Raw genomic sequence first — 26,062 nt, forward strand, 5'->3', positions numbered from 1 at the left:
GGCCTCTAGCGGCCCTTTTAATTATTGTTAATCTCTGCTTCAGATTATTTAGCTGGGCTGCGGACCTGCATTAACGATGGCTTCTGAGACACTAAAACGTTTAAAATTTTCATTAAATTTGCCGATTAGAGTGGCAGCCTCTGTGTCGTATGCATCCTGATCTTGCCAAGTGTTGCGAGGGTTGAGCAAAGCACTGTCTACGCCCTCAAGGGTCGTTGGCACATCAACATTGAGTCCCGCTAAGTGTTGTGTTGCAGCTTCAGCAATATTGCCACTTTGGATGGCCGCAATAATGGCACGGGTAGTTGGAATACTGAAGCGTTTACCGGTACCGTATGAACCTCCCGTCCAACCCGTGTTAACCAAATACACTTTGCTACCAAAAGACTCAATACGCTTCATCAAAAGCTCCGCATAAACACCTGCTGGACGAGGAAAGAAGGGGGCGCCAAAACAAGTAGAAAAGGTCGAGCGGATGGCTGCACTAGAACCCATTTCTGTGGAGCCAACCAAAGCAGTGTAACCACTTAAAAAGTGATACGCTGCAGCTTCTTTAGTCAAGATGGATACGGGAGGTAACACACCGGTCAAGTCACAGGTTAAAAATATGATGGCCTCTGGCTCACCCGCTAAATTCTTTTGCGTACGTTTTTCAATATGCTCTAAAGGATAGGCACACCGTCCATTTTCTGTGATGTCCGTATTATCATAATCAGCTTGTTTACTCTCATCATCTAACCATACGTTCTCGACGATGGCGCCAAATCTGATTGCATCCCAAATGATGGGCTCGTTCTTTTTACTGAGGTTAATGGTTTTAGCGTAACAACCACCTTCAATATTGAACACCACACCTTCGCCCCAGCCATGCTCATCATCACCAATCAAATAGCGCTCTGGGTCTGCAGAAAGGGTAGTTTTACCGGTACCAGACAAACCAAAAAATAAAGTGGTTTTGCCATCATCGCCTACATTGGCAGAGCAATGCATGGGCAATACATCATGTGCTGGTAGGAGGAAGTTTTGCACAGAGAACATGGCTTTTTTCATTTCTCCCGCGTAGCGCATGCCTGCTAATAATACCTTCTGCTGGGTAAAGTTAATCATCACACAGCCATCACTATTAGTGCCATCTCGCTCTGGCTGACACTCAAAATTAGCCACATTAAGAATTTGCCACTCGCTTTTACCTGCAGGATTGTAGTTTTGTGGCACGATAAATAAGTTTTGGCCAAACAAGTTTTGCCATGCGGTTTGGGTCGTCATACGAATAGGAATATAGTGATCATGATCTGCGCCCACATGGACATTGGCCACATACTTGTCTTGGCCAGTTAAAGAGGCTGTGACACGGTCCCATAAAGCCGCAAATATTTCTGGTGTTACCGGACGATTTACGGCGCCCCATTCGATTTGGTCAGCAGTGCTGGGTTCTTGAACGACAAACCGATCTAGTGGAGAACGTCCAGTGCGGGCACCCGTGATCACGTTTAGAGCGCCAGTATTGGCTAGAGTGCCTTCGCCGTTGGCGATAGCTTTTTGGATTAAACTCGCCGGAGAGAGTTGCGTAAAGGTGGTTCCAGTATCAGTAGCTGCAGATGCGTTCATGTATCAATACCTATGATTTACTTAGGTTTTTAGGATCTTCTAAATAACCTAAGTGGGAGTATGTCAATCCGACGATAAAAATGAGGCTGGATTATGTCAGAAAAGCCCCATAAAAGCCAAAATAAAGCCCATCAATTATACTAATAGTACAGCCGTTTGAGCGACCTAAAAATTGGCCTTTAGGTGGGCCAACCAGCAGCTACTCAATGCAATGCTGATTCAACTTTAGCCGGCAAGACATCCTGCTCCAGCAAAAGGTGGCAGTCCACTTTATCAAATGCATACTGAGTGTTGCAAAAGTGGCAATCAATAATAATGGCTTTTTGCTCTGCTAAAATTTCATTAACTGTTGTTGCACCTAATCCTACAATTGCCGCGCCACAGCGTTCACGACTGCAGTCACACTGCTGCAAAATAGGTCGTGGGGCAAATACTTGCACTTGATGCTCGTGAAATAGCCGATATAAGACTTGCTCTGCAGGCAAGTGTGCAAGCTCATGCTGCGTCAGAGAAGCAGCTAAAGCGTGGACCAATTCCCAGTCTAAGTCAGCTTGATCTTCTTGAACTGTGGTTTGGGGCAATCTTTGCAGCATCAGCCCTGCAGCGCCTGCCTCTGTGCTGACCAATTGAATATGGGTAGGCAATTGTTCTGATTGGTAAAAATAACTTTCAATGCACTCTGCAAGAGTCCCTTGATCCGCCATTACTATGCCTTGATACCGCTGTCCTTGGTCAGGCTCAATAGTGATAATCAAACGTCCATCAGCCACCAGTTCAGCAAAGCTTGCGTCTGCACCCACGACGCCATCAACTTGCGCCATACCTTTGACTCTATAGGGTTGCTCTGGATCGTTACTCAACTGTCGGCACTCTGCCATGACCCATTTTATTGGCCCAGACCCCCGAATTTGTACGCTTAAATGACCGCGTAATTTAAGGTTGGCACTGAGCAGGCAAGCAACAATCAGCATTTCTGTTAATAAACGGGCTACAGGGGCGGGATAATCTTGCTCATCTAACAAAGCCTTTACGCCTTGGTCAAGCCGCAAATGGACACCACGTATGTCCATATCAGTGAACATGAAGCCTTGCATTTCATCATTGGTCATAAAAATCATCTGTCTCGAAAAAAAATAGATAGCGGCTAATTGTAGACTACAACTGCTGCTGCTCAAAACGCTGCTGGTCCCGGCGCTGTTTTTTGGTCGGTTTGCCATCAGAAACAGAGCCTTGTCCCATAGCTTTGCGGCTGGTGGCAAGATCTGCACGTGCTTTTTCACTGGTGGCAGTTTCGGTGTATAACAGAGCGGCTTCTGGTGCACCTCTTCGGTTTCCAGCAATGGCTTGGACCTCAATTATTTTTTCATCAAAGCCTTGGCGTATGGATATTTTCGCACCCACTTCAACCACTCGACTGCACTTAGCTTTGGCACCTTGATAATGCACCTTGCCACCCTCGACCGCTTGTTTGGCAAGGGCTCTGGTTCGATAGAATCGAGCCGCCCACAACCACTTGTCGAGCCGAACCTTTTCATCCACATTTTTTTCAACTTTGCTGCCCATGTTCGATTCCTTTAAATTTCTAAAATCATGGCATAAACTGCCTGCCCTGTGGGTTGAATTATGCTAAGGTCACCCGCATATTTTCAGTTGTACCATATCATTATATAGGACTCACTATGAGCGAAGTAAAGCACTGTCAGTTACTAATTTTAGGCTCTGGCCCTGCCGGCTATACTGCAGCTGTCTATGCAGCGCGCGCCAACCTTAACCCCGTGTTAATTACGGGTATGCAAATGGGTGGACAGTTAACCACAACCACAGAAGTAGATAACTGGCCTGGAGATGTAGAAGGGCTGCAAGGGCCCGCTTTAATGGAGCGCATGAAAGCCCATGCCGAGCGGTTTGAAACGGAAATTATTTTTGATCAAATTGATTCTGTAAATTTGAAGCAACGCCCATTCCAACTATCAGGTCAAGGCACCCAGTATACCTGCGATGCTTTGATTATCTGTACTGGAGCAAGCGCCCGTTATCTGGGTTTAGATAGCGAAACTGCCTACCAAGGCAGAGGGGTTTCAGCTTGCGCCACTTGTGACGGCTTTTTTTATCGTAACAAAAAAGTGGCGGTCATTGGTGGTGGTAATACCGCAGTTGAAGAAGCACTTTACCTTAGCAACATTGCAGCAGAAGTCACTGTCGTGCATCGCCGTGGAAAATTCCGCAGTGAAAAAATCCTAGCTGATCGTCTCATGGACAAAGTAGAAAATGGCAACATGAAGGTCGAATGGCATCATAATCTTGACGAAGTGTTGGGTGATGACATGGGCGTCAATGGCATGCGCATTAAGAGTAGCGAAGATGGCAGCACCAAAGACCTTGATGTCGATGGTGTATTTATCGCAATCGGCCACTCGCCCAATACGGGGCTGTTTGAAGGCCAGTTAGACATGGAAGGTGGCTACATTACTGTACAAAGCGGGACGCAAGGTAATGCCACTCAAACCAGTATTGAAGGCGTTTTTGCTGCCGGTGATGTAATGGACCATATCTATCGCCAAGCCATCACTTCTGCAGGCACTGGATGCATGGCAGCTCTAGATGCAGAACGCTACTTAGACGAACTATAGCTTTTTATCGCAAACAACTAGAACTGGTCATTGTATTAACTGTACAATGACCGCCATTACCCTTGTGTCTAGAGCCTATCTAGAGACAAAACCTTAATACAATAACTTAAATGAGAGGCGCACCATGGACTTAATAGGATTTCTATTTCGCTGGTCACATTTTTTATTCGGCATCACCTGGATCGGTATGCTCTATTATTTCAACTTTATCCAAGGTGGCTATTTCAAACAAGCCAGCGCCGAAGGTCTAGCCGATGCTAAAGCCAAACTCGCACCAAGTGCTTTATGGTGGTTCCGTTGGGGCGCTATGGGTACATTTATAACGGGTCTTGCGCTTTTAGGTAAACTAGCCATTGGACTCAATAACTACATTATTGTGGGCGCTGTCTTTGGTACCATTATGTTTTTAAACGTATGGTTGATCATTTGGCCAAACCAAAAGATCGCTCTTGGTATGGCTGAAGGTGATGCACCTGCAGCGGGTGCTAAGGCTTTATTGGCTTCACGCCACAACGTGCTCTACTCAGCACCAATGGCATTCTGTATGCTTGCCTCTGGGCACCCAGACCCTTCCTTAGGTTGGAGCCTGTATAGCAGCATGAGCAATTCCTTGATCGTGATGTTGGTCATTATTGCTGCTTTGCAAGCCAATGCAATGTTTGGCAAGCAAGGTCCATTGACCACCGTTAAGGGTGTCATACACGCTTCTTTAGGCTTGACTGCGGTTATGGTTTTGGTCTTTAACTACGTTTAAACGTTAGTTAAGTAGCAAACAAAAAAACCCCAGCTTGCTGGGGTTTTTTTGTGGTGGTAACACCAAATTAGAAGTGCCCATCCTAGGCACGCATACATCCTGTTGACTTCCTGTCCTTCCGTGTCGGTCCTGCATAGCAAGCTATGTGACTAACCACTCTCCTTGAGGTGTTAGATTACGCTAAACACCATACAGAACATATAGGAAAATTTCGTATTTTTCCACTTTTCTTTGATTACTTTAACCCTATACTTGTCAACGCATAGGGCTTCAGACTTACTGACCTATTTTAATCAGTTCAACTTCAAAAATGAGCGCATCATTGGGTCCAATCATTTGCCCAGCACCTTGAGTGCCATAAGCTAAATCAGGGTGAATAAAGAATTTAAACTTAGATCCAACACTCATCAATTGAACACCCTCTGTCCAACCAGCAATCACGCCATTGAGTGGAAATTGCGCAGGCTCACCACGCTCAACTGAGCTGTCAAAGACACGGCCATCCATAGTCGTGCCATGGTAATGCACAGTGACGGTATCTGTAGCAGTGGGCTTATCACCTTCTGCTACAGTTAGAATTTGATATTGCAGGCCACTCGGCGTCACTTGAACACCATCATTTTCTGCATTCTCAACCAAATAGGCTTCACTATTTGTTAATGCGCCTTCAAATTTTGAAGCGGCTATTTTGCGCTGGTAATCCTGCACAGCTGCCACAGCTTCTTTCTCGTTGACCAAGGTTTTTTGACCCAGGTAAGCGGCATTAAAACCCTCGACAAAAGCTTCAAGGTTTAAGTTGTCAAAGTCGTTGGCAAGCTGTCCTGCAACCAAGGTACCCAAGCTATAGCTTACGTTTTGTTCTGCGTTGTTTAGATCAATGTCTGCAGCAGAAGATGTGGCAGCAAGGCCAATAGCACTCGTAACGGCCAAACGGCTAATTAAAGTTTTCATAGTATTCCTTTGTGATTCCTTTGTGATACCTGGGTGATAATGCTAAACGTTATCATTCAGCGCGTTGCATAGGATATATAAGACTCCAAGCTGACGCAAAAGTATTTCCAATTGTTTACATTTGATTGTCTATTTTTAAGCTTATGCCTCGCCAAGCCTGTGGTATCATGCGCGGCCATGATTAAATTTGACAAAATTACACTACAGCGCGGTGGTCAGCCTCTTATTGAGGGGGCCGATTTGACTCTAGATTCTGGCCAGAGGTACGGTTTAGTTGGGCGTAATGGCGCGGGCAAAACCACCTTATTTAAATTATTACTGGGTCAATTACAACTGGATGCTGGCCAGCTCACTTGGCCACCAGCGATGCGTATGGCCCACATGGCGCAAGAAATTGGTGATGTAAATCGCTCGACCTTAGACCATGTACTGGATGGCGATCAGGCTTTAAGAAAGGCTGAACTTGCCATTACTGCCGCTGAAGCCACCCATGATGAAGCCGCCCTGAGTCACGTTTATGCAGACTATGACCATGCTGGAGGTTACAGCGCAGTTAACCGTGCCCAGCAATTATTGCAGGGCCTAGGCTTTCCTGAACAAGACTGGAATCAGCCAGTAGGGACTTTCTCTGGGGGCTGGCGCGTGCGTTTGAATCTAGCTCAAGCACTCATGTGCCCATCAGACTTACTATTGCTCGATGAACCGACTAACCACTTAGACCTAGATGCCACTATGTGGCTTGAGTCTTGGTTACAAAAATATCCAGGCACTTTATTTTTAGTCTCTCACGATCGTGACTTTTTGGACCAAGTGGTACAGGTGATAGTGCATTTAGATCGCAAACTACTCACCTCTTATCGTGGCAACTATGCGGCTTTTGAGCGCCAAAAAGCTGAGCGAATGGCCCAACACCAAGTTATGTATTCCAAGCAGCAAACTGAAATAGCCCACATCGAAAATTTTATTAGGCGCTTTAAGGCCAAAGCGAGTAAAGCTAAACAAGCGCAGGGTCGGGTGAAAGCCCTTGAACGTATGGAAAAGATTGCTCCAGCCTATGCCGATTCACCTTTTACCTTTCGCTTTCCTGAATTTGATAAGACCAGTTCGACCTTAATTGATCTGGACCGTGTGAGTATTGGTTATGACAAGCCCATTGTCAGTGCCAACATTACCTTATTACATGATTCGCGCTATGCTTTACTGGGTCCAAACGGAGCTGGGAAATCAAGCTTAATCAAGACGTTAGTGGGAGACTTAACGCCTCTGGCAGGTCAAGTTGTGCCTGGAGAACACCTCAAGATCGGTTACTTTGCACAACATCAGTTGGAGGCATTGGATATAGAGGCGAATGGCCTGTTGCATTTACAACGGTTAAAGCCCTCAGCAAGTGAACAAGAGCTGCGTAATTTCTTGGGTAGTTTTGGTTGGCAAGGTGAGCGGGTGTTTGAACCAGTGAAGCATTTTTCTGGGGGTGAAAAAGTCCGTTTAGCTTTAGCCATGATCGCCCTGCAAAAGCCTAATTTATTGTTGTTAGATGAACCCACTAACCACTTAGATTTGGAAGCACGCCATGCGCTCACTATGGCGCTGCAAGCCTATCAAGGGGCTCTAGTCGTCATTTCTCACGACCGTCACTTGTTGCGTCAAGTAGTGGATAACTATTGGATAGTCGCCGATGGTAAAGTAAAAGAGTTTGAAGGCGACTTACAGGACTATCAAGTGCTAGTTCAAGCGCTGGCTCAAGCCCAGGCTCAGGCTAAGATGAAACAACGACAGAACTCTATAAACTCAAGTCCTAGTAGCACTGAAACATTAGTGTCTGACGCTTTAACGCCAGCAGAGCGCAAAGAACAAAAGCGTCAGCAAGCTGAAAAGCGCAAGCAACTGAGTCCGTTGAAAAAAGCCATTAGCAAACATGAAAAAGACATTGATGTATGGCAAGCCAAATTGGATCAACTAGAAGCAGAGTTAGCTGAACCTAGCTTGTACCAAGTAGAAAATAAGGCCAAACTAAAAGACTTATTGACCCAGCAAGCCCATGCCAGTCAAGAGCATGAACAAAGCGAAGAACTATGGCTTGAAAAACAAGACGAACTTGAATCAATATCATTGTAACAATAGCATTATTGGTCATTGCCCAGTAAGCCATTGGACCTAGACAACTTTATACTAGAGGCGTAACTATGAGCTTTCAACCCAGTCAACGTCAGTTCCCCAGCAGCCGTATGCGGAGGATGCGATCCAATGATTTTTCTCGCCGTTTAATGCGTGAAAATCAACTCACAACCAATGACTTGATTTACCCCATGTTTGTTATCGAGGGTCACAACCAACGACAAACTGTGGCCTCTATGCCAGGAGTAGAACGACTCAGTGTTGATAATTTAGTCATAGAGGCAAGGCATATAGAGCGCTTAGGCATTCCTGCCATTGCCCTATTTCCTGTCACCCCAGACGCCGCCAAATCGTTGATGGCAGAGCAAGCTTATAGTGCCGATGGTCTCGCCCAACGGGCTGTTAGGGCAGTAAAAAAAGCCTGTCCCCAACTTGGCATTATTACCGATGTGGCCTTAGACCCATTCACTACCCATGGCCAAGATGGCATTATTGACGACCTTGGCTATGTGCTTAACGACATCACCGTAGATATCCTCATTCAACAAGCCCTTTCCCACGCCGAAGCTGGGGCTGACATCGTGGCGCCATCAGACATGATGGACGGACGCATAGGTTCTATTCGGCAGGCCTTAGAAGCAAAGAACCACCACAACACATGCATTATGGCCTATGCCGCCAAGTACGCCTCGGCCTATTATGGTCCGTTTCGTGACGCAGTTGGCTCTGCTGGAAACTTAGGTAAGAGTGACAAGTTTGGCTATCAGATGGACCCCGCTAACAGTAACGAAGCTGTGCACGAAGTTGCCATGGACATTGCTGAAGGCGCGGACATGGTCATGGTCAAACCTGGAATGCCTTATTTAGATGTTGTTAGCCGCGTTAAGCGTGAACTCCAAGTGCCTACATTTGCTTACCAAGTTAGCGGTGAGTACGCCATGCATATGGCAGCCTTCCAAAATGGTTGGTTAGATAAAAATAGCGTTATGTTGGAGTCTTTACTGGCTTTTAAACGGGCAGGTGCGGATGGCATTCTCACCTATTTTGCCAAAGATGCAGCTATACTTCTGCAATCGGATTAATCATCAATTTGAGACAACAACATGGCCAAAGCTAAAACTGCCTATGTGTGCAATGAATGTGGCTCTGACAGTAGCAAGTGGCAGGGACAATGCAGTGATTGTGGTGCCTGGAATAGTCTGCAAGAGATACGCTTAGCTCCGACTGGGGGCCATGTAAATGCCAGTGCTAGGGTCAGTGCCGCCAAGGGATATGCCGGTGTAGCGTCACAGTTACAAGACCTAAGTGACGTTGATGTGGCTAGTATGCCCCGCTTAGGTACAGGCATTAGTGAACTAGACCGTGTTTTAGGTGGTGGCTTAGTGCCAGGTTCTGCCATTCTCATTGGTGGGCATCCTGGGGCAGGTAAGAGTACATTATTACTGCAGCTCATGTGCAGCTTAGCCCAACGCATGCCTGCCTTATACATTACCGGTGAGGAATCATTGCAACAGGTGGCCTTGCGGGCCCAGCGCCTAGAATTACCCACCCAAAATTTAAAGATGCTCACCGAGACTGACGTTGAAGCTATCTTAGTGACCTGTGCCCAGCTTGAGCCTAAACTCATTGTGGTAGATTCTATCCAAGTCATGCAATTAGCCGACATTACCTCAGCTCCTGGCAGTGTGTCCCAAGTAAGAGAGTGTGCCGCAGCCCTTACACGTTATGCCAAACAATCTGACGCTATACTCTTATTGGTGGGGCACGTTACCAAAGACGGTAGCTTAGCTGGTCCCAAAGTTTTAGAGCACATGATTGATTGTTCACTGCAACTCGAAGGTGATAACGACAGTCGTTACCGCACCTTAAGAAGCCATAAAAATCGGTTTGGTGCGGTCAATGAACTAGGCGTGTTTGCAATGATGGAAACTGGCCTTAAGGAAGTTAAAAACCCAAGCTCCATCTTTTTGTCCCGTGGAGATACAAGTGCAGCGGGCAGCTTAGTAATGGTCATATGGGAAGGCAGTCGACCACTTTTGGTTGAGTTACAAGCCTTAGTAGATGACAGCCATATGAATAATCCTCGCCGTGTAGCCGTGGGGCTAGACCAGAACCGACTCACCATGTTGTTGGCCGTATTACACCGTCATGGTGGTCTACACACAGGCGATCAAGATGTTTTTGTTAATGTAGTAGGGGGTGTAAGGGTATCTGAAACAGGTGCCGATCTGGCCATGTTATTGGCCATTGTTTCCAGTTTAAGGGACCAAGCATTAGATCAGAACTTAGTGGTCTTTGGTGAGGTAGGACTATCAGGCGAGATCCGTCCTGTGCCGAGTGGCCAAGAACGGATTCGAGAAGCAGCCAAACACGGCTTTAAACGCGCTATAGTGCCTATTGCTAATGTTCCAAAGGCCCACAAGTCTGTGGGCAAAGACCGGGACGGCTTAGAAGGGATGGACATTATTGGTGTTAGAAACCTACAGGAGGCTTTAGCAGCCCTATAAGCCGTTTCATTTTATGGTCTACCCTATAGCAGTAAGGAGTTGTCTGCATGACTATTAAGCCAGATATTATTACCTCCAACGGTCATATCCGCCTCATCGATACTAAAGATGCTAACGCCCTAGCCGATTACTATGCGCGCAATCGGACGCATTTTTTACCGTGGGAACCTGTGCGAGGGGCCAATTTTTATGAAGTAGAAACCATGTTTAACCGTATTCTAGAAGCCGAGGGTGCATTTTACGCCGACCAACAAGTTAAATTAGGCGTCTTTAATCTTCAGCATCGGCGAATGATTGCTAGCATAGACTTTTCACAAATCGTGCGAGGACCCTTGCAATCATGCTTTGTAGGTTTCTCTATTGATGCCCAACACCAAGGCCAAGGGTTGATGCAAGAATTTATGCCATGGTGCCTAGAGTACATGTTCAACCATTTCAATATACACCGTGTCATGGCTACCTACATGGTCACAAATGATCGCAGCCAGGCTTTGCTTGAGCGACTAGGATTTGAAAAAGAGGGCTATGCTAAATCTTATTTAAATATCGCAGGCACCTGGGAAGACCACATACTCACAGCCTTGGTGAATCCGAGTCATTAACTGCCGCTCCATGACATCCCTATCACCACGGCATACCGTACATCCTGTACATAAAAAAACCGGCGTCTATTGCTAGAGGCCAGTTTTTATAAAGCACCATCAATTATTTGATTTTAGCTTCTTTGTACATTACATGCTTACGAACTTTTGGATCGTACTTCTTTAATTCCATTTTGTCAGGCATGGTGCGTTTGTTCTTAGTAGTGGTGTAGAAGTGACCAGTACCAGCGCTGGAAACCAGCTTAATTTTATCGCGCATGAGTCTTCTCCTTAAACCTTTGTGCCATTGGCACGGACGTCAACTAGAACGGAATCAATGCCTTTCTTGTCAACAATACGCATACCTTTGGAAGATACCCGAAGGCGAACGAATTTGTTTTCGCTTTCTACCCAAAAACGATGCCAATGCAAGTTTGGTAAAAAACGACGACGTGTTTTGTTGTGTGCGTGAGACACGTTGTTACCAGCGACAGGGCGCTTTCCAGTAATCATACATACTCTGGACATTTTAACTTCCTCAATATTAGTCTTGAACCAAACCTTGTGCTTAGTTCTCAGGCGGAGCAGCCCTCCAGTGGGCCATTATCCGTACCAGCCACATTAAAACCTAAACTCTGGAGGTAGAAATATGGAGGCGAGACATTAGCAGATTAGGCGCCCATTGGCAAGAACAGCTTGTGGTTTATGAGCTACAAGCTGCCACGAACTCTATCGTAAGTGTTGAAGTGGGCTATGATAATCCCTCCCAAGGCATTGCACCCCTTAAAGCCTTACTTAAACACTATTTAGTTTAGCCTTTTTTTAAAAGTGCTGAACCACAAAAATTTAAAGACACTTTGCCTTAATGAGCAGGCAAAAGTTACGAAAAATTTTAACTATTTTTTGTTAACTGGACTATGAGTTTTCCATAATAGTCAAAAGCACTAGATTACGATAATGTGGTTTAATACAGGTGAAAGCTTTATAACAAAAATTTAATGAGGAATTCCATGAGTAAAAAACGTGTTGCTATTATTGGAGCAGGTCCCAGCGGTTTAGCTCAGTTACGGGCTTTCCAATCGGCTCAAGCTAAAGGTGCCGAAATTCCAGAAATTGTGTGTTTTGAAAAACAAGATAACTGGGGTGGCCTATGGAACTATTCCTGGCGCACTGGGGTAGACCAATACGGTGAGCCTGTGCATGGCAGTATGTATCGCTACCTTTGGTCTAATGGCCCTAAGGAAGGCTTGGAGTTTGCAGACTATTCATTTGACGAGCACTTTGGTGGTGAAATTGCTTCATTTCCTCCGCGTGCGGTCTTGTTTGATTATATAGAAGGCCGTGTAAGAAAAGCTGATGTGCGCAAGTACATTCGTTTTTCTAACGTCATTCGTCACGTTGCTTACCAAGACAGTTCTGACACCTTTATGATTGCTGCGGAAGACCTGCCTAACAATAGACAGTATCAGGAAGAGTTTGACTACGTGATTGTCTCTAGTGGCCACTTTTCTACTCCCAACGTACCGGAGTACCCCGGATTCAATCATTTTGGTGGGCGCATCATGCACGCACACGATTTTCGGGACGCGTTAGAATTCAAAGATAAAGACATCTTGATCTTGGGGACCTCTTATTCCGCAGAAGACATTGGCTCGCAATGCTGGAAGTACGGTGCGAAAACTATCACTGTGGCACACCGCACTGCGCCTATGGGTTATGACTGGCCAGATAATTGGCAAGAAGTTCCCGCCTTGAAATACGTTGACCAAGATACTGCGTACTTTATTGACGGTACACAAAAAAAGGTTGATGCCATTATCCTATGCACTGGATACTTGCACCACTTCCCATTTATGCATGAATCACTCAATCTAAAAACTAATAATCGTCTTTATCCAGTTGATTTGTATAACGGTGTGGTCTGGCAACATAACCCTAAACTCATGTACTTAGGCATGCAGGATCAGTGGTACACATTTAATATGTTTGATGCCCAAGCATGGTATGCAAGAGATGTGATTATGGGGCGTGTGGCTTTGCCAACCCAGCCCGAAATGCAAGTCGACATTGATGACTGGCGAACCCAAGAGGACAGCCTAGCTGATGACTACGAAGCCATCGCTTTTCAAGGCCGCTACACCATGGAGTTAATGGCCAAAACCGATTATCCTGCGATCGACTTAGAAGGTTGTAATCAAGCCTTTTACCAGTGGAAGAAGCACAAAAAACAAGGCATTATGACCTTCCGTGACCATGGCTACAAGTCAGCCCTAACGGGGAAAATTGCGCCACCCCACCACACCCCTTGGGTTGACGCTCTAGACGATTCTCTGGCCTGCTATTTAGGTGAAGGTGAAAGTAAAACCTAAGTTAAAGCAAGGCTATTGGTGAGGGGAAGTGTGCCATCGATGGCCACTTCCACCTCGTCACCAGGCGCTAAGAAACGCATTGGATCAAAGCCCATGCCCACGCCAGCAGGGGTGCCTGTGGCAATCACATCACCCACTTCCAAGGTGATACCAGCTGACAAAGTCGCTATTAGGGTAGGAATGTCAAAAATCATTTGCCCCAAAGTAGCGTCTTGTCTTAATTCACCATTCACTTTGCAGGTGAGTCGAAGATCATCACTTAAAGGCTGACCATAAGTCGGCGTTATGGCGGGGCCCATGGGTCCAAAACCATCTAAACATTTACCCATATGCCATTGTCCATGGCGTTTTTGTAAATCCCTAGCAGACACATCGTTATAACAGCTAAAACCAAATATGTGACTCCAGGCCTCACCTTCGGCAATATTGATTCCAGCTTTACCAATCACTAGTGCTAGTTCACCTTCATAATCTATCTTACGGGTTACGCCTGCATGCAATGGTATCGACTCTAATGGACCAATGAGGGTTTTGGTGGCTTTACTAAACACAATTGGGTGTTTTGGTAGGTCAGCGCTAATGCCCATTTTATCAGCTATTTCTGCCGCATGGTCAGCATAGTTTTTGCCGATACATAATACGTTGCGGCGCAAGTATGTTAATGGTGAACCGACCAACTGGGGCTCATAAACTACACTGGCTAGTTGTTGTTCGTAGGCCTTTTTGGCAAGGATATCAAGCTCATTTTGAACCTTTTGGGAGCTTTCTAGTAAAGCCCACATGTCCTTGCATGGGACGGCTCCCCCTAGAGCTATGCTGGCAGCTTTAAGGTCTATTAAACGATTATTGATAACTGCAGCTAAACGGCCATCCTTGGTGGTGACATAATGCATTTAAATGACTCCTTAATATTGTGTATTGACTTAATAGATCTTTGTTGAATACCGAAGTTAAAAAATTTTAGGTATAATGCTGCTGCAATTAAGACCCTAAGCCGTATCAATGCGACATTTTGGTCTATTTCACTACCTTTTGTATGTCACAAATTATTTTTAACTAAGCAGTCAATCAAAAATCCCATGCTTCGGAGTACTTAATGAAAAGCCCAGTTAACGTTGTTATCACCGGTGCCGCCGGCCAGATTTCTTATTCACTTATCTTTCGCATTGCCAAAGGTGAGATGTTAGGCAGTGACCAGCCGATCAACCTTAAATTATTAGAAATCACCCCTGCGTTAGGCGCCCTCAATGGCGTAGTTATGGAAATTGAAGACTGTGCATTCCCTTTAGTGAACTCTATCACGCCCACAGATGATGCGGCAGTGGCCTTTGATGATGCTCACTATTGCTTACTTGTGGGTGCGCGTCCACGTGGCCCAGGTATGGAACGCAAAGACTTGCTCGAAGCCAACGCCAACATCTTTACCGCTCAAGGTAAAGCCATCAATGATAACGCTAACCCGAATGTTAAAGTACTGGTCGTAGGCAACCCTGCCAACACCAATGCTTACATCGCTATGAAGAGCGCTCCTGATCTAAACCCAATGCAATTTACAGCCATGACTCGGTTAGATCACAACCGGGCTCTCACGCAACTTGCTAACCAAACCAATGCTGGAGTAAGTGATGTGAAGAAATTGTGTATTTGGGGCAACCATTCAGCCACCATGTACGCTGATGTTACTAATGCAAGTGTGAAGGGCCAAGCTGCGACCGACCTAGTCGACCAAAACTGGATCGACACAGACTTTATTCCAGTCATTGCCCAGCGAGGGGCATCCATTATAAAGGCTCGGGGCGCCTCTTCTGCTGCCTCTGCTGCTAATGCAGCTATTGATCACATGCGCATCTGGGTCGCGGGCACAGCCGATGGTGATTGGACCAGTATGGGTATTCCAAGCGATGGTAGCTATGGCATTCCAAAGGACTTAATGTTCTCTTTTCCGGTCACTTGTCAAAATGGTGAGTACTCGATTGTGCAAGGCCTATCCATTGATGCATCAAGCCAAGCCTACATCGATAAGACTCGCCAAGAGCTAGAAGAAGAGCGCAACGCGATTGCTCATTTAGTGTAACGTTTAGAATGGGCATAAAACAAAAAAACCGCCAATAGGCGGTTTTTTTAGGTCTCTGTTTTAGACCTCAGCATTAAGCATCAATTACTGATGGTCAATCTCGGCCTGTTCTTCAGCCTTATAAGACACAACCAAAGGGACGATCAACATAGCTGTCATGATCCAAAAGCAGACTGCCATACCCATAGGGCTGTCAGCATAAGTGAAGATAGCTTCTGCACCTTCCCAACTAGTAATCGGTGATGAATTAAACATAGGTAAACCTCTTATTCTTTATGGATACAAGCCAAACTAAGTTTGGCTTGTATAAGTCAAGTTACTGAGAGCGGATCTCTTCTGGGTAAGCAATACCTTCCAACTCAGTATCCATGCCGTCACGTTGAACGCCATCTCCTGCCCGAAGGATGCCTAACTTATTGAAGATCCAAGACAATACATAACCTGGGATAAATCCTGTTGCAATCATCACAGCAGCACCAATCACCTGGCCTGTCATGTTAATAGAAGGCACATCAAAGCCATCCCAAGAACTAAAGCCTGGATAACCACCAAGGAAGATGCCTACAGCCAATAAGCCCCAAACACCGCACACACCATGCACAGCGACGGCGCCAACAGCGTCATCGATACCCATCTTCTCAATTTGCTTAGCCGCCCAAGGACCTAAGTAACCGCCTGCGAAGGCAATAGCAAAGGCCAGTGGTGGATACCAAAGGTCTAGACCAGCTGCAGCTGAAATAACGCCACACAAGGCACCAGACATCATCCAGAATGGATCACGGGTACAGGCGTAACAGCCAATAATACCACCAGCAATGGCCATTAAGGTATTAAAGCAGTATGCCGAGAGTGTAGTTGGACCACCGTAAATATTAGTCCAGCCGCCATTAACACCGTAGTTGTACAACACACAAGCGCCAATGAAGCCAAAGAAACCAACCACAATCAACATCAAACCGGTAATGGTCATAGGTAGACTATGTCCACGAATAACGTTAGCACTACCGTCCGCATTGAACTTACCAATACGTGGACCAAGGTTGATCAATACACCTAGGGCAAAGAAACCAGAAATGGTATGTACCACCCCAGAAGCCACTGCATCATGATAACCGTATTCAGTGACCAACCAACCGGCAGGATGCCAACCCCAAGAGGCTGCCAGGTTCCAAACCACAGAGCCCAAAATAACCGCTAATATGACAAAAGAGGCCATGCGAATTCGCTCGATCACTGCACCAGACATGATGGAAGCGGTCGTACAAGCAAATAGAGTGAAAGCGCCCCAGAATACACCCGTGGCTTGGTCTGCCATGTTAGGCCCCATGATTGCTGACATGGGTAAACCAAATTCGCCCCATACTGGGTCGTAGGTGAAGCCCTGCCACATGGACAAATAGATCAACCAACCAAACATGTAGAAGGTGGGAATCATAAATGCAAAAGCGAGAATGTTTTTGGTACCAGATGCCAGCGAGTGTTTAACTCGCGATGCACCCATCTCGTACATGAGAAAGCCCGCATGAATTAAGATCATTATGGCGGTACACCAATAATAAAATATTTCGAGGTTAGTGTTGCTTAAACTTTGCAACGCCTCTATTGCTGCCTGCATTTCTTCAGGAGTCATAGTCTCCCTCCATTTTTGTTGTTATTTTAAGGTTACTAGCGCATCAGATATGCGATGAAAGATTTAAATATATTGATACAATAGATATACTTATTTCTATCACCATAGATCTTAACCATGAAGCCATACATACGTCAAACACAAATCCGACATCCTTTTTTGCATAATAGCTCCATAAATATTGGTTAATACTCCTATATTAATTGACTATAAAGTCAATATATTAACTCAGACAAAACCGACAATGATTATATTAAAACAACCTAAATGCAAAGAAACGTCAAGTTTCTTTACACAATCTTGAATTTGGAAGCTAGACGCGCCTCAATAAAACCTTGTGCAGACCTTGGGTAAAGTCGTCAACGCGCTCCTTCAAAATCAGCTGCATCGAAGTCGGATATGTTATTTGTGGCCATTGATGTTTTCCTACCTAACCTCAATCTAGGGTTAATAACCCAACCATAGGACGTTCAATGAGCACATTTGCTGCCACAGCTCCAGCAAGGCTTGCAACCAGGCTTACATTTTTCGCAGCTGGGTTTGCCATGGCTTGCTGTGCGCCGATCTTTCCCTTTATAAAGCAAAATGTAGGCGCCAATGAAAGCCAATTCGGTATGCTTTTACTTTGCTTTGGACTGGGCTCTATATTTGCAATGCCGGTGGCTGGGTTATTAGCTGCGCAGAGAGGGCCCCGATCTATGATGTTGCTAGGAGGCTTTGGGCTTATTATTTTTCTACCTACTTTAGCCATGGCTCAAAGTCTGTGGATTCTAGCCATGATGCTGTTCATTTTTGGAGCGGCGCTGGGCACTCTTGACGTCTCAATGAATCTTCATGGGGCTCATTTAGAGGGCCAAGAAAAGCGACCTTTAATGTCCAGTTTTCATGCACAATTTAGCATTGGTGGGTTATCTGGAGCAGGCTTGATGACGCTGCTATTATCCATCGGCCTATCAGTGACTATGAGCGCAATAATAGGGTCAGTAGTGACATTAGTGGCGATTGTACCCACAGTTAAGCGCCTATTACGCGTAAGCACTGGGCCAAAAACTGCATTTGTGTGGCCCCATGGCATCGTACTTTTATTGGGGGCCTTGTCTGCGATTATGTTTTTAGTCGAAGGGGCTGTACTTGATTGGGGTGCTCTTTTGATTATTGAGCGTCAATTGGCTGATCCACAAAGCGCAGGGATAGGTTACATTCTGTTTTCAGCCGCCATGGTGCTTGCACGTTTAACGGGAGATCATATTATCAGGGTTTTAGGTGAGTTCTGGGTGCTTGTGGTGGGGGGGATCATGTGTATTATAGGTATTGCTGTGATCTTGCTCTCAAGCGCGCCGTTAGTCGCTCTTACTGGGTTTTTATGGTTGGGCTTGGGCGCTGCTAATTTAGTGCCTATCTTTTTCAGTGCTGCTGGCAGACAAAAAGTAATGCAACCTGGCCTCGCTATTGCTGCAGTGACAACTACGGCCTACGCTGGGGTTTTAATCGGTCCTGCCGTGTTAGGCTTTACCGCTGACTTAACCAGCTTACCTATCGCCTTTTGGCTGCTCACGTTACTCGTTGCAATCGTGCCTGTCACCGCCTATTGGGTGATCAAAAACTAGTTGGGTGGGGGCTAATGAGCACAAGCTAAAACTTAACTAGGAAGTTAACTAGGAACTTAAATAGGGACTTTCTTGTGACCAAACATACTATTTAAGCCATACATGCTAGCGGCTACCGAGGGGCCAATCCCTAAGGCAAATAACACAGTTCCAAAACCAACAGTTCCGCCTAGGGCCCAGCCAGCAGCAATGACTGATAGCTCAATGCCACTCCGAACCCAAGCAATGGGTAGGTCTGTGACTCTTTGAAGCCCGGTCATTAGACCATCTCTTGGACCCGGGCCCAAATTTGCTATTAAATATAAGCCACCACCAAAGCCCGTTACCAAAACACCAAGAGTGGCTTCTGCAAGCTGCAGCCCAAGGTGATCAAAAGTAGGCAAAAATGGCAGCGCAAATTCCAACACTAAGGAAATTATAATGGCATTTAGAATAGTGCCCATACCCGGTGTTTGCTTTAAAGGTACCCATAAGAGCAGAACCACAACGCTAGTCACAAAAGTTGCAAAGCCAATACTCCAACCCGTCACCTGCATAATACCTTGAGCTAAAACAGTCCAAGGGCTCACGCCAACACCTGCGGCAACAAGTAAAGCTTCGCCCAGGCCAAACAGTATGAGTCCTAACACTAGAAACAGAACAGATAATAACGGTGGTGTGATGGTTAGCGCTTTAGGCGAACTCCAAAACAGTGTTGGGACGGCTTTAACGGATAAAAATTTTGGCTTTAATGTCATGTTCAATACTTTCTCATAGCTGTTAATCACAACTACTTATAACGGCGTTTAATTCGAATGACTGCACTAACCAAATGCTTCACATTAGGGGTGAAGTTGGCGGGTATGGCGTTTTGGAGAGCGATAACTTAACAGTATGTAGTCTTAGTGCGGTCAATACTACCTAAACTTGAGGCATGCCTCTCATCAGCCAAATAGCTTAGATAAGATCACATACTCTTGGTTTACATGATGCGCCCTTGTTTTAACTTCAAATAATAATGCGCCATGCTGCTCGCGCTCTATTGACCATTAAGGTCTGATACTAGGGTTTTTATCTCTAGATGTTCTGGCATTGACTTGGCTTCACCTGTGCTTGGCGCTGCAGCATCCGTACTAAAGAACTGCATTAGGTTGTTGAGTTCTGCAGCCTGTTCGGTTAATACATCAGCTGCAGCTGCAGATTCCTCGACTAGTGCAGAGTTTTGTTGGTTTAGTGAATCCAATTGAGACACCGCATGATTCACCTGCTCGATACCTGATGCCTGTTCATTACTCGCTGCAGCTATTTCACTCACTGTAGTGGAAACAAAATTAAGGGAGCTACGGATTTTATCCAAGGAGGTGCCCGTTTGATTGACCAACAAACTACCTTGCTCCACGCGGGCACTGCTGTCATGGATCAGATCAGTGATGTCCTTTGCTGCTCCAGCAGCTCGCTGTGCTAAAGACCTCACCTCGCCTGCAACCACAGCAAACCCTCGGCCATGTTCACCAGCTCTCGCTGCCTCAACTGACGCATTGAGTGCCAATAAATTAGTTTGAAAAGCAATACCATCTATCAAACTAATAATATCTGCTATTTTTTGACTCGCATGAGCAATTTTACCCATTGCTTCAACAGCTTGGCTGACTACCATACCGCTCATTTCAGCTTGCTCCATGGAGTCCTTCATCAGGTCATTGGCTTGGTCTGCATTGTCTGCATTCAGTCGAACAGAATCTGCCATTTGCTCCATACTTGCCGCAGCCTCCTCAAGCGAGGAGGCTTGGGCGGCTGTGCGAGTAGTGAGGTCTTGACCACCTTTGGCAATTTCATCTGCGCCTTGTCCCACATTTTGCGCCATCAATCTTACTTCACCAACAATGCCTGCCACACTGACACTTGTGCCATTGAGGGCAATGGCAATATTATTGAGATCGCCTTCATAGTGATTACTCATGGTTTGATTTAAGTCACCCTTACTAATGGCAGAGGCAACCTGAGTCACTTCTTCTAACGCTTGCTCTAAGGCGTCCATAGCGTTATTGGTGTTCTGTTTCAGTAGGTTTAGGTCGCCGTCTAACTGCACCTCTATGCGCCGATTAAAACGTCCTTGAGCCAAGGCCTGCATAACCTGTCCTATTTCACCTAACACCACTTCCATGCTGGTCATGGCATCATCGACTTGTTTGCGAAAGCTAGCCTCTATATTGCCTGTCATCCGCGCACTAAAGTCACCGGCGGACAGACTGCTCATGACCTGACCCAAAGAATGCATGGTATTCGAAACACTATCTGCAGAATTATTGGTGGCATGCTTTAAACTATTAAAGTCACCGACTAAATCCATGTCTACTCGATGACTAAAATCACCAACTGCAATTGCGCCCATCACTATGTTGATTTCTGTAATAGCGCTTTGTTGCCTTACAAGAAGGGCATTAAGGGCATGGCCCGCTTGACCTGTCTCGTCTTTGCTGGGGTCTTTAAAGCGCAGTGAAAGATCTCCTGTATGTTCAATTTTGCTCATAACATGGGCTAAATTAAGCATTGGCTTGGAGATGATTGCTCCAAACATAAAGGCTAAAAAAATAATCAGTACCACACCCACACCTGCAATAATTAACATGGTGGTCTGCAACGCAGCAATGGGTGCAAAGGCTTCTGCTTCATCAATTTCAGCAAGAATGGTCCACATCACTTCGTCATGCAAGGCTAATGGTGCATAGGCAGAAAGTACCGGATTACCATTATAGTCAATTACTATTTGACTACCTATATTACCCAGTCCCGCCTGCTGGACGGCCTCAGTATCGACTTTACCTAGTTCTGGATTAGCAAAAGAGCCCTCTACGCTGTGGTTGACTGGATCTAAAAAAGAGTTGGAACGCATTAATAAATCAGCACCGACCAAATAGGTTTCCCCCGTATTACCGAGGCCTGTGCGCTCAGACATAATGGCATCGATGCCCTCCATAGAGAGTTGCATAGCCAAGATCATCACCAATTCACCTTGCACCATCACAGGTGCTGCTACAAAGGCTGCAGGATCTCCATTACTGGGGGCATAGGGGGCCAAATCTGACATGTGATATTGACTATCAAACATCGCTTTCTGCACCACCTCGCCCAGACCCGAGTCTTTAAACTTGCCAGAAATGAGGTTAGTTTGATAATCAGCTTCTTCAGTAACACTGTAAAAACAGTAGCCCTCAGTATCAAGTAGAAAGAGGTCATAGTAGTCGTTGCGTTCTATGTAACGGCTAAATAAGCTTTGGCCATTTTGATCAACTTGGGTGATTGCTGTTTCTAAGCCTTGGTTATCGATCATCAATGCTAGATTATCTGCTAGGGTTTGAATGTCATGCTCAGCACTAGCAAAGTGCTGGGTAATTTGATTAGCTTTAATGGTCCGTTGTGCTTCCAACTGATCAAAAATTTGCTGCTCTAGGGCAGCACGGCTATTTTGTAGGCTAATTAAGCCAATGACTAAGGCGGGGAATATACCCGCCGTAAGGATCAATAGGATTAGCTTTTGCTTTAAGTTCATATGCCTCTTGTCCCCATAAAATTTTTATTTTTATGAATAGCATATTACCACTTGCTACTTAAGCCCGCAAAAGCACTTTTTATCGACTAAAAGATCACCCTCAACCGCAGAAGTTACGTCTAGTGTGCGGGCATACTAAGGGCAATCATTAGGTCGTCCATAGTCAGGGGCGGGATCAAAGGCTAACCCTCTACATGGGCTAGAGTCTGATCCAGAGACTTTTTGGTCTTCTCCATTAATTCATCAATTTCTAACTTACTAATAATCAATGGTGGACACATGATCATGCTATCTCCTACTGCTCGCATCACCAAGCTGTTTGCTAAGGCATAATCGCGGCAAATACCACCAATACCGACCTCTTTAGGGTAGTTCGTATGACTGGCTTTATCTTGCACTAATTCTAGAGCGCCCATTAACCCGATACCGCGCACCTGGCCCACCAAGGGATGGTCCAATAATTCGAGCAACCGATGCTGCAAGTAGGGGCCCGTTTCATCTCTAACTTTTTCGACTAGGCCTTCATCTTCAATAATACTCAAATTTGCGGAAGCCACGGCAGCTGCTACAGGATGGCCAGAATAAGTATAGCCATGGGCAAACTCACCCCCTTCAATGACGACCTTAGCCACTCGATCACTAATTAATACACCACCAATGGGCATATAACCTGAAGATAAACCCTTAGCAATAGTCATGAGATCCGCCTCAATACCCAGGGTTTCAGATGCAAACCAATTACCTGTGCGACCAAACCCCGTAATAACTTCATCAGCAATAAGTAATATATCGTATTTTTTGCAGATACGCTGAATTTCTGGCCAGTAAGACGCAGGTGGCACAATAACAGCACCCGCTCCTTGTACTGGCTCACCAATAAAGGCGCCCACGTGATCTGCACCAACCTCTAAAATCTTCGTTTCTAGGGCCTGTGCTGCACGCAAACCAAAGTCTTCTTCACTTTCACCCACCAAGGTTTCATGGTACCAGTGGGGCTGCATAATGTGCTCTATGCCATCGATAATACCACCTTGGTCGTGCATACCTTTCATGCCTCCCAAGCTCATGGCCGCCATAGTGCTGCCATGGTATGCGTTATAACGGGAGATAATAGTGCGCTTCTTTGGCTGGCCTTTGGCTTGCCAGTAGTGGCGCACCAAACGCACGTTAGTGTCGTTAGACTCAGAGCCAGAACCCGTGAAAAATACATGGCTAATATGGGCAGGGGCTAATTTTTTGAGTTGTGCCGCTAGCTTAATAACGGGTGGGTGCGCAGTACCAAAAAAACTATTATAGTAAGGCAGTTCGCGCATCTGTTGAGCCGCTACATCAGCAAGCTCATGGCGCCCATAACCAATGGCTACACACCAAAGTCCTGCCATGCCATCGAGGACTTTGCCACCTTCAGAATCATATATATAACAGCCATCTGCACCCGTAATAATGCGGGTGCCTTTTTTGTGCATGGCCTTTGAATCAGTGAACGGATGCATATAATGCTGTTTATCAAGGTCTTGTAAGGCTTTAGTGTCGTGTTGTTTTGCGTTCATCTTATTAATTCCCTATTACACACTTAAGAGCAAGTATTCACGTTCCCAAGAACTGATGACTTGCATAAAATTATCATTCTCTTTTTCTTTCACGGCCACATAAGCTTTCACAAACCGGTCGCCAAATAATTCTCGTAGGGGCTCACATCGATCCAACTGGATGAGCGCCTCCGTGAGACTGCGGGGTAATTCTCTGGTGCCTTTATCATAGGCACTGCCTTCAACAGGGGCGCTTGGTTCCAGCTGTTCCTGCATACCTAAATAACCACAAGCTAGGGTTGCGGCCATGGCTAAATAGGGATTGGCGTCAGCGCCCCCAACTCGGTTCTCAACCCGAATATTAGGGCCTGAAGTTTCTGGCACACGCAAACCCACCGTGCGATTATCAAAGCCCCAGTGCATATTGACTGGCGCTGACTCATCTTTCAAAAAGCGTCGGTAAGAGTTAACGTTGGGAGCAAATAATGCAGTGGCCGCTTTGGTATATTTTTGTAGACCGCCAATGTAGTGCTTTAAAGCTTCACTGATACCACCATCCGCCCCAACAAAAATATTATTACCCTGTGCATCAAGTAAACTTTGATGAATATGCATGGAACTGCCAGGCTGATTCTGCAATGGTTTGGCCATGAAGGTAGCTGATAGATCATGTTTAAAGGCGGTCTCTCGCAAGGTACGCTTAAACAAGAATACTTGGTCTGCTAGGGATAAGGCCTCTCCATGATGAAAGTTGATTTCCATTTGCCCTAAGCCTTCTTCGTGAATTAGGGTCTCAACATCAAGGTTCTGCGCTTCACAGTAGTCATAGACATCTTCAAACAGGGGGTCAAATTCGTTCACAGCATCAATGCTGTAAGACTGACGTCCCGTCTCAGCACGACCTGTTCTACCTATAGGGGCTTGCAAGGGAGAGTCTGGATTATGGCTTCTTTGGGTCAGGTAAAACTCAGCTTCAGGTGCAACAATAGGTGTTAGCCCCATATCTGCATATAACTTAAGCACCTTGCGCAATATGGTGCGTGGCGCCAAATCGACTAACTCACCATGGCGATCATAACAATCATGAATAATCTGCGCCGTAGGCTCAGTGGCCCATGGCAGTAAATGCGCTGCATTAGGATCTGGCTTTAAATAAACATCAATTTCTGCAGGGTCGATCATACTATAGTCATCTAGATAGTCGCCCGTCACCGTGGCGACTAAAACGCCTTCTGGTAAACGAATGCCTTCGCCATCACAGAACTTGGCCGCAGGCATAATCTTTCCCCGCGCCATACCGGTAAGGTCACTCACAATACATTCAACTTCTGTTATTTTATGTTCTTGTAACCATTTTTGTAAGCCATTGAAATTAGTCATAAATCACCGACCGCCTTGGCTTTGCTGGTGCCCATTACAGGCCCTTGCAAAGGCAGTAAAAATAGATTGGTAAAAGGCATCCTGAGTCACTTGATACTCGGGATGCCATTGCACTGCCAGATTAAAGGCTTGGCCATTGGGATCAGTAATGGCTTCCACCAAGCCATCTTCGGCTATCGCCTCAACCCTCAAGCCAGGTGCCAATTGGTTGATACCTTGCCCGTGTAATGAGTTGACCCGCACTTCTGGCTGACCATAAAGAGTGTGGAGCAATCCATGGTCAGTTAACTTAATGTGATGACTATGGCCATATTGAATGTCCATAGGATCAGCTTTGTTTTCTCGATGCTCATTAAAGTGGGTCAACTCTTGTACATGCTGATGTAAACTACCACCATATGCAACATTCATTTCTTGAAAGCCCCGGCAAATAGCGAGCAGAGGCACACCTCTTTTTATAGCCGCTGGAATTAAAGCTAATGCAAGGTTATCTCTGGCCTTATCGTGCTGAGTCCCTGCCCGGCTCGCTGCCCCATAGTGATGTGGTTCTATATTGCTGTAGCCACCAGGTAATAACACACCATGAAGATGACTTAGCAAGTCGTCTATATCAATGTCTAAGTGATTGTTTTTGTTTATTAAGGCGGGGATGAGAACTGGTATGGCTCCCATTGCATCAACGACTGCACGAGCGTATTTCTCGCTCACACGATGGTATGGGTGCAGGCCGTCTTGGTTCACTTCGCAAACAAGGCCGATGAGAGCTTTTGGCATAGATTTAAATGGCCTTGAAGGCAC

General features: G+C 45.8%; 23 protein-coding genes. 9 read left to right on the plus strand and 14 right to left on the minus strand.

The genetic code is table 11. The features are described 5' to 3' along the window. Window positions 1-48 precede the first annotated feature (48 nt). The 3 genes from ABXT59_RS13760 to ABXT59_RS13770 all read right to left on the minus strand — a co-directional run bounded on the left by ABXT59_RS13760 (window position 49) and on the right by ABXT59_RS13770 (window position 3,171). The gene (locus ABXT59_RS13760; RefSeq protein WP_443636786.1) at window positions 49-1,608 is read right to left on the minus strand and encodes a phosphoenolpyruvate carboxykinase; all 1,560 of its coding nucleotides are present in this window, start codon (window positions 1,606-1,608) and stop codon (window positions 49-51) included. Between the two features lie 203 nt (window positions 1,609-1,811). Beyond that, window positions 1,812-2,717, minus strand: a complete 906-nt coding sequence (gene hslO, locus ABXT59_RS13765; RefSeq protein WP_443636788.1) for an Hsp33 family molecular chaperone HslO — start codon at window positions 2,715-2,717, stop codon at window positions 1,812-1,814. Window positions 2,718-2,763: 46 nt separating this feature from the next. Beyond that, complete coding sequence (locus ABXT59_RS13770; RefSeq protein WP_443636790.1) at window positions 2,764-3,171, minus strand: RNA-binding S4 domain-containing protein; 408 nt, start codon at window positions 3,169-3,171, stop codon at window positions 2,764-2,766. Between the two features lie 116 nt (window positions 3,172-3,287). Here ABXT59_RS13770 and trxB point away from each other — a divergent pair, with 116 nt between their 5' ends. Next, entirely contained in the window at window positions 3,288-4,238 is a 951-nt protein-coding gene (gene trxB / locus ABXT59_RS13775) for a thioredoxin-disulfide reductase (protein WP_443636791.1), read from the plus strand. 124 nt (window positions 4,239-4,362) lie between these two features. Beyond that, complete coding sequence (locus ABXT59_RS13780) at window positions 4,363-4,992, plus strand: urate hydroxylase PuuD (RefSeq protein WP_443636793.1); 630 nt, start codon at window positions 4,363-4,365, stop codon at window positions 4,990-4,992. A 276-nt stretch (window positions 4,993-5,268) separates the two neighbouring features. Here the strand turns inward: ABXT59_RS13780 and ABXT59_RS13785 are convergent, their stop codons facing one another. Continuing rightward, entirely contained in the window at window positions 5,269-5,943 is a 675-nt protein-coding gene (locus ABXT59_RS13785; RefSeq protein ID WP_443636795.1) for an FKBP-type peptidyl-prolyl cis-trans isomerase, read from the minus strand. 177 nt (window positions 5,944-6,120) lie between these two features. Here ABXT59_RS13785 and ABXT59_RS13790 point away from each other — a divergent pair, with 177 nt between their 5' ends. From ABXT59_RS13790 to ABXT59_RS13805, 4 genes are all read left to right on the plus strand, one after another. Beyond that, complete coding sequence (locus ABXT59_RS13790) at window positions 6,121-8,058, plus strand: ABC-F family ATP-binding cassette domain-containing protein (RefSeq protein ID WP_443636796.1); 1,938 nt, start codon at window positions 6,121-6,123, stop codon at window positions 8,056-8,058. Between the two features lie 68 nt (window positions 8,059-8,126). Next, window positions 8,127-9,140, plus strand: a complete 1,014-nt coding sequence (hemB, locus tag ABXT59_RS13795) for a porphobilinogen synthase (RefSeq protein WP_443636797.1) — start codon at window positions 8,127-8,129, stop codon at window positions 9,138-9,140. A gap of 21 nt (window positions 9,141-9,161) precedes the next feature. Further along, window positions 9,162-10,565: a DNA repair protein RadA gene (gene radA / locus ABXT59_RS13800; protein ID WP_443636798.1), complete on the plus strand. Its 1,404-nt coding sequence runs from the start codon at window positions 9,162-9,164 to the stop codon at window positions 10,563-10,565. Between the two features lie 47 nt (window positions 10,566-10,612). After that, complete coding sequence (locus ABXT59_RS13805) at window positions 10,613-11,167, plus strand: GNAT family N-acetyltransferase (protein ID WP_443636800.1); 555 nt, start codon at window positions 10,613-10,615, stop codon at window positions 11,165-11,167. A 103-nt stretch (window positions 11,168-11,270) separates the two neighbouring features. On the opposite strand, the gene rpmG is transcribed toward ABXT59_RS13805, so the two are convergent. Together rpmG and rpmB are read right to left on the minus strand one after the other, a co-directional pair. Next, window positions 11,271-11,426 carry a 50S ribosomal protein L33 gene (rpmG, locus tag ABXT59_RS13810; protein ID WP_443636801.1) on the minus strand — a complete coding sequence of 52 codons (156 nt, stop codon included), beginning with the start codon at window positions 11,424-11,426 and terminating at the stop codon, window positions 11,271-11,273. 11 nt (window positions 11,427-11,437) lie between these two features. Next, window positions 11,438-11,674, minus strand: a complete 237-nt coding sequence (gene rpmB, locus ABXT59_RS13815) for a 50S ribosomal protein L28 (protein ID WP_443636803.1) — start codon at window positions 11,672-11,674, stop codon at window positions 11,438-11,440. Window positions 11,675-12,156: 482 nt separating this feature from the next. On the opposite strand from rpmB, the gene ABXT59_RS13820 reads away from it, so the two are divergent. Further along, window positions 12,157-13,515 carry an NAD(P)-binding domain-containing protein gene (locus ABXT59_RS13820; RefSeq protein WP_443636805.1) on the plus strand — a complete coding sequence of 453 codons (1,359 nt, stop codon included), beginning with the start codon at window positions 12,157-12,159 and terminating at the stop codon, window positions 13,513-13,515. On the opposite strand, the gene ABXT59_RS13825 is transcribed toward ABXT59_RS13820, so the two are convergent. Next, complete coding sequence (locus tag ABXT59_RS13825; RefSeq protein WP_443636806.1) at window positions 13,512-14,408, minus strand: fumarylacetoacetate hydrolase family protein; 897 nt, start codon at window positions 14,406-14,408, stop codon at window positions 13,512-13,514. The two genes, ABXT59_RS13820 and ABXT59_RS13825, sit on opposite strands and share 4 nt — an antisense overlap. Window positions 14,409-14,611: 203 nt before the next feature. Between ABXT59_RS13825 and ABXT59_RS13830 the strand changes: the two genes are divergently transcribed. Beyond that, window positions 14,612-15,589: a malate dehydrogenase gene (locus ABXT59_RS13830; protein ID WP_443636807.1), complete on the plus strand. Its 978-nt coding sequence runs from the start codon at window positions 14,612-14,614 to the stop codon at window positions 15,587-15,589. Between the two features lie 84 nt (window positions 15,590-15,673). On the opposite strand, the gene ABXT59_RS13835 is transcribed toward ABXT59_RS13830, so the two are convergent. Together ABXT59_RS13835 and ABXT59_RS13840 are read right to left on the minus strand one after the other, a co-directional pair. Further along, entirely contained in the window at window positions 15,674-15,844 is a 171-nt protein-coding gene (locus ABXT59_RS13835) for a hypothetical protein (protein WP_443636809.1), read from the minus strand. Between the two features lie 61 nt (window positions 15,845-15,905). Next, on the minus strand, window positions 15,906-17,219 hold the full coding sequence (locus ABXT59_RS13840; RefSeq protein WP_443636810.1) for an ammonium transporter: 1,314 nt from the start codon (window positions 17,217-17,219) through the stop codon (window positions 15,906-15,908). A gap of 473 nt (window positions 17,220-17,692) precedes the next feature. On the opposite strand from ABXT59_RS13840, the gene ABXT59_RS13845 reads away from it, so the two are divergent. Beyond that, window positions 17,693-18,826: an MFS transporter gene (locus ABXT59_RS13845; RefSeq protein WP_443636811.1), complete on the plus strand. Its 1,134-nt coding sequence runs from the start codon at window positions 17,693-17,695 to the stop codon at window positions 18,824-18,826. A 56-nt stretch (window positions 18,827-18,882) separates the two neighbouring features. Here the strand turns inward: ABXT59_RS13845 and yczE are convergent, their stop codons facing one another. The 5 genes from yczE to ABXT59_RS13870 all read right to left on the minus strand — a co-directional run bounded on the left by yczE (window position 18,883) and on the right by ABXT59_RS13870 (window position 26,038). Beyond that, complete coding sequence (gene yczE, locus ABXT59_RS13850; RefSeq protein WP_443636813.1) at window positions 18,883-19,563, minus strand: membrane protein YczE; 681 nt, start codon at window positions 19,561-19,563, stop codon at window positions 18,883-18,885. A gap of 281 nt (window positions 19,564-19,844) precedes the next feature. Beyond that, window positions 19,845-22,355 (minus strand): methyl-accepting chemotaxis protein, encoded by a 2,511-nt coding sequence (locus ABXT59_RS13855; protein WP_443636814.1) that lies wholly within the window; start codon window positions 22,353-22,355, stop codon window positions 19,845-19,847. Between the two features lie 182 nt (window positions 22,356-22,537). Continuing rightward, window positions 22,538-23,905, minus strand: coding sequence for an aspartate aminotransferase family protein (locus ABXT59_RS13860; protein WP_443636816.1), 1,368 nt, complete (start codon window positions 23,903-23,905; stop codon window positions 22,538-22,540). Between the two features lie 15 nt (window positions 23,906-23,920). Continuing rightward, complete coding sequence (locus ABXT59_RS13865; RefSeq protein ID WP_443636818.1) at window positions 23,921-25,264, minus strand: glutamine synthetase family protein; 1,344 nt, start codon at window positions 25,262-25,264, stop codon at window positions 23,921-23,923. 3 nt (window positions 25,265-25,267) lie between these two features. Beyond that, window positions 25,268-26,038, minus strand: coding sequence for a gamma-glutamyl-gamma-aminobutyrate hydrolase family protein (locus ABXT59_RS13870; protein WP_443636819.1), 771 nt, complete (start codon window positions 26,036-26,038; stop codon window positions 25,268-25,270). Window positions 26,039-26,062: the final 24 nt, after the last annotated feature.

Origin of the sequence: Candidatus Njordibacter sp. Uisw_058, from assembly GCF_047730065.1 — a bacterium.
In the GTDB taxonomy this organism is placed as follows: domain Bacteria; phylum Pseudomonadota; class Gammaproteobacteria; order Pseudomonadales; family Balneatricaceae; genus Njordibacter.

Bases quoted from the DNA above. Each gene is read 5' to 3' on its own strand.
- ABXT59_RS13860 (WP_443636816.1), bottom strand. From the start codon at position 23,905: ATGAACGCAAAACAACACGACACTAAAGCCTTACAAGACCTTGATAAA.
- ABXT59_RS13805 (WP_443636800.1), top strand. From the start codon at position 10,613: ATGACTATTAAGCCAGATATTATTACCTCCAACGGTCATATCCGCCTC.
- ABXT59_RS13830 (WP_443636807.1), top strand. From the start codon at position 14,612: ATGAAAAGCCCAGTTAACGTTGTTATCACCGGTGCCGCCGGCCAGATT.
- ABXT59_RS13870 (WP_443636819.1), bottom strand. From the start codon at position 26,038: ATGCCAAAAGCTCTCATCGGCCTTGTTTGCGAAGTGAACCAAGACGGC.
- ABXT59_RS13825 (WP_443636806.1), bottom strand. From the start codon at position 14,408: ATGCATTATGTCACCACCAAGGATGGCCGTTTAGCTGCAGTTATCAAT.
- ABXT59_RS13790 (WP_443636796.1), top strand. From the start codon at position 6,121: ATGATTAAATTTGACAAAATTACACTACAGCGCGGTGGTCAGCCTCTT.
- ABXT59_RS13785 (WP_443636795.1), bottom strand. From the start codon at position 5,943: ATGAAAACTTTAATTAGCCGTTTGGCCGTTACGAGTGCTATTGGCCTT.
- ABXT59_RS13855 (WP_443636814.1), bottom strand. From the start codon at position 22,355: ATGAACTTAAAGCAAAAGCTAATCCTATTGATCCTTACGGCGGGTATA.
- rpmB (WP_443636803.1), bottom strand. From the start codon at position 11,674: ATGTCCAGAGTATGTATGATTACTGGAAAGCGCCCTGTCGCTGGTAAC.
- trxB (WP_443636791.1), top strand. From the start codon at position 3,288: ATGAGCGAAGTAAAGCACTGTCAGTTACTAATTTTAGGCTCTGGCCCT.
- ABXT59_RS13840 (WP_443636810.1), bottom strand. From the start codon at position 17,219: ATGACTCCTGAAGAAATGCAGGCAGCAATAGAGGCGTTGCAAAGTTTA.
- ABXT59_RS13865 (WP_443636818.1), bottom strand. From the start codon at position 25,264: ATGACTAATTTCAATGGCTTACAAAAATGGTTACAAGAACATAAAATA.
- yczE (WP_443636813.1), bottom strand. From the start codon at position 19,563: ATGACATTAAAGCCAAAATTTTTATCCGTTAAAGCCGTCCCAACACTG.
- ABXT59_RS13845 (WP_443636811.1), top strand. From the start codon at position 17,693: ATGAGCACATTTGCTGCCACAGCTCCAGCAAGGCTTGCAACCAGGCTT.
- hslO (WP_443636788.1), bottom strand. From the start codon at position 2,717: ATGACCAATGATGAAATGCAAGGCTTCATGTTCACTGATATGGACATA.
- ABXT59_RS13835 (WP_443636809.1), bottom strand. From the start codon at position 15,844: ATGTTTAATTCATCACCGATTACTAGTTGGGAAGGTGCAGAAGCTATC.
- ABXT59_RS13780 (WP_443636793.1), top strand. From the start codon at position 4,363: ATGGACTTAATAGGATTTCTATTTCGCTGGTCACATTTTTTATTCGGC.
- ABXT59_RS13770 (WP_443636790.1), bottom strand. From the start codon at position 3,171: ATGGGCAGCAAAGTTGAAAAAAATGTGGATGAAAAGGTTCGGCTCGAC.
- rpmG (WP_443636801.1), bottom strand. From the start codon at position 11,426: ATGCGCGATAAAATTAAGCTGGTTTCCAGCGCTGGTACTGGTCACTTC.
- ABXT59_RS13760 (WP_443636786.1), bottom strand. From the start codon at position 1,608: ATGAACGCATCTGCAGCTACTGATACTGGAACCACCTTTACGCAACTC.
- hemB (WP_443636797.1), top strand. From the start codon at position 8,127: ATGAGCTTTCAACCCAGTCAACGTCAGTTCCCCAGCAGCCGTATGCGG.
- radA (WP_443636798.1), top strand. From the start codon at position 9,162: ATGGCCAAAGCTAAAACTGCCTATGTGTGCAATGAATGTGGCTCTGAC.
- ABXT59_RS13820 (WP_443636805.1), top strand. From the start codon at position 12,157: ATGAGTAAAAAACGTGTTGCTATTATTGGAGCAGGTCCCAGCGGTTTA.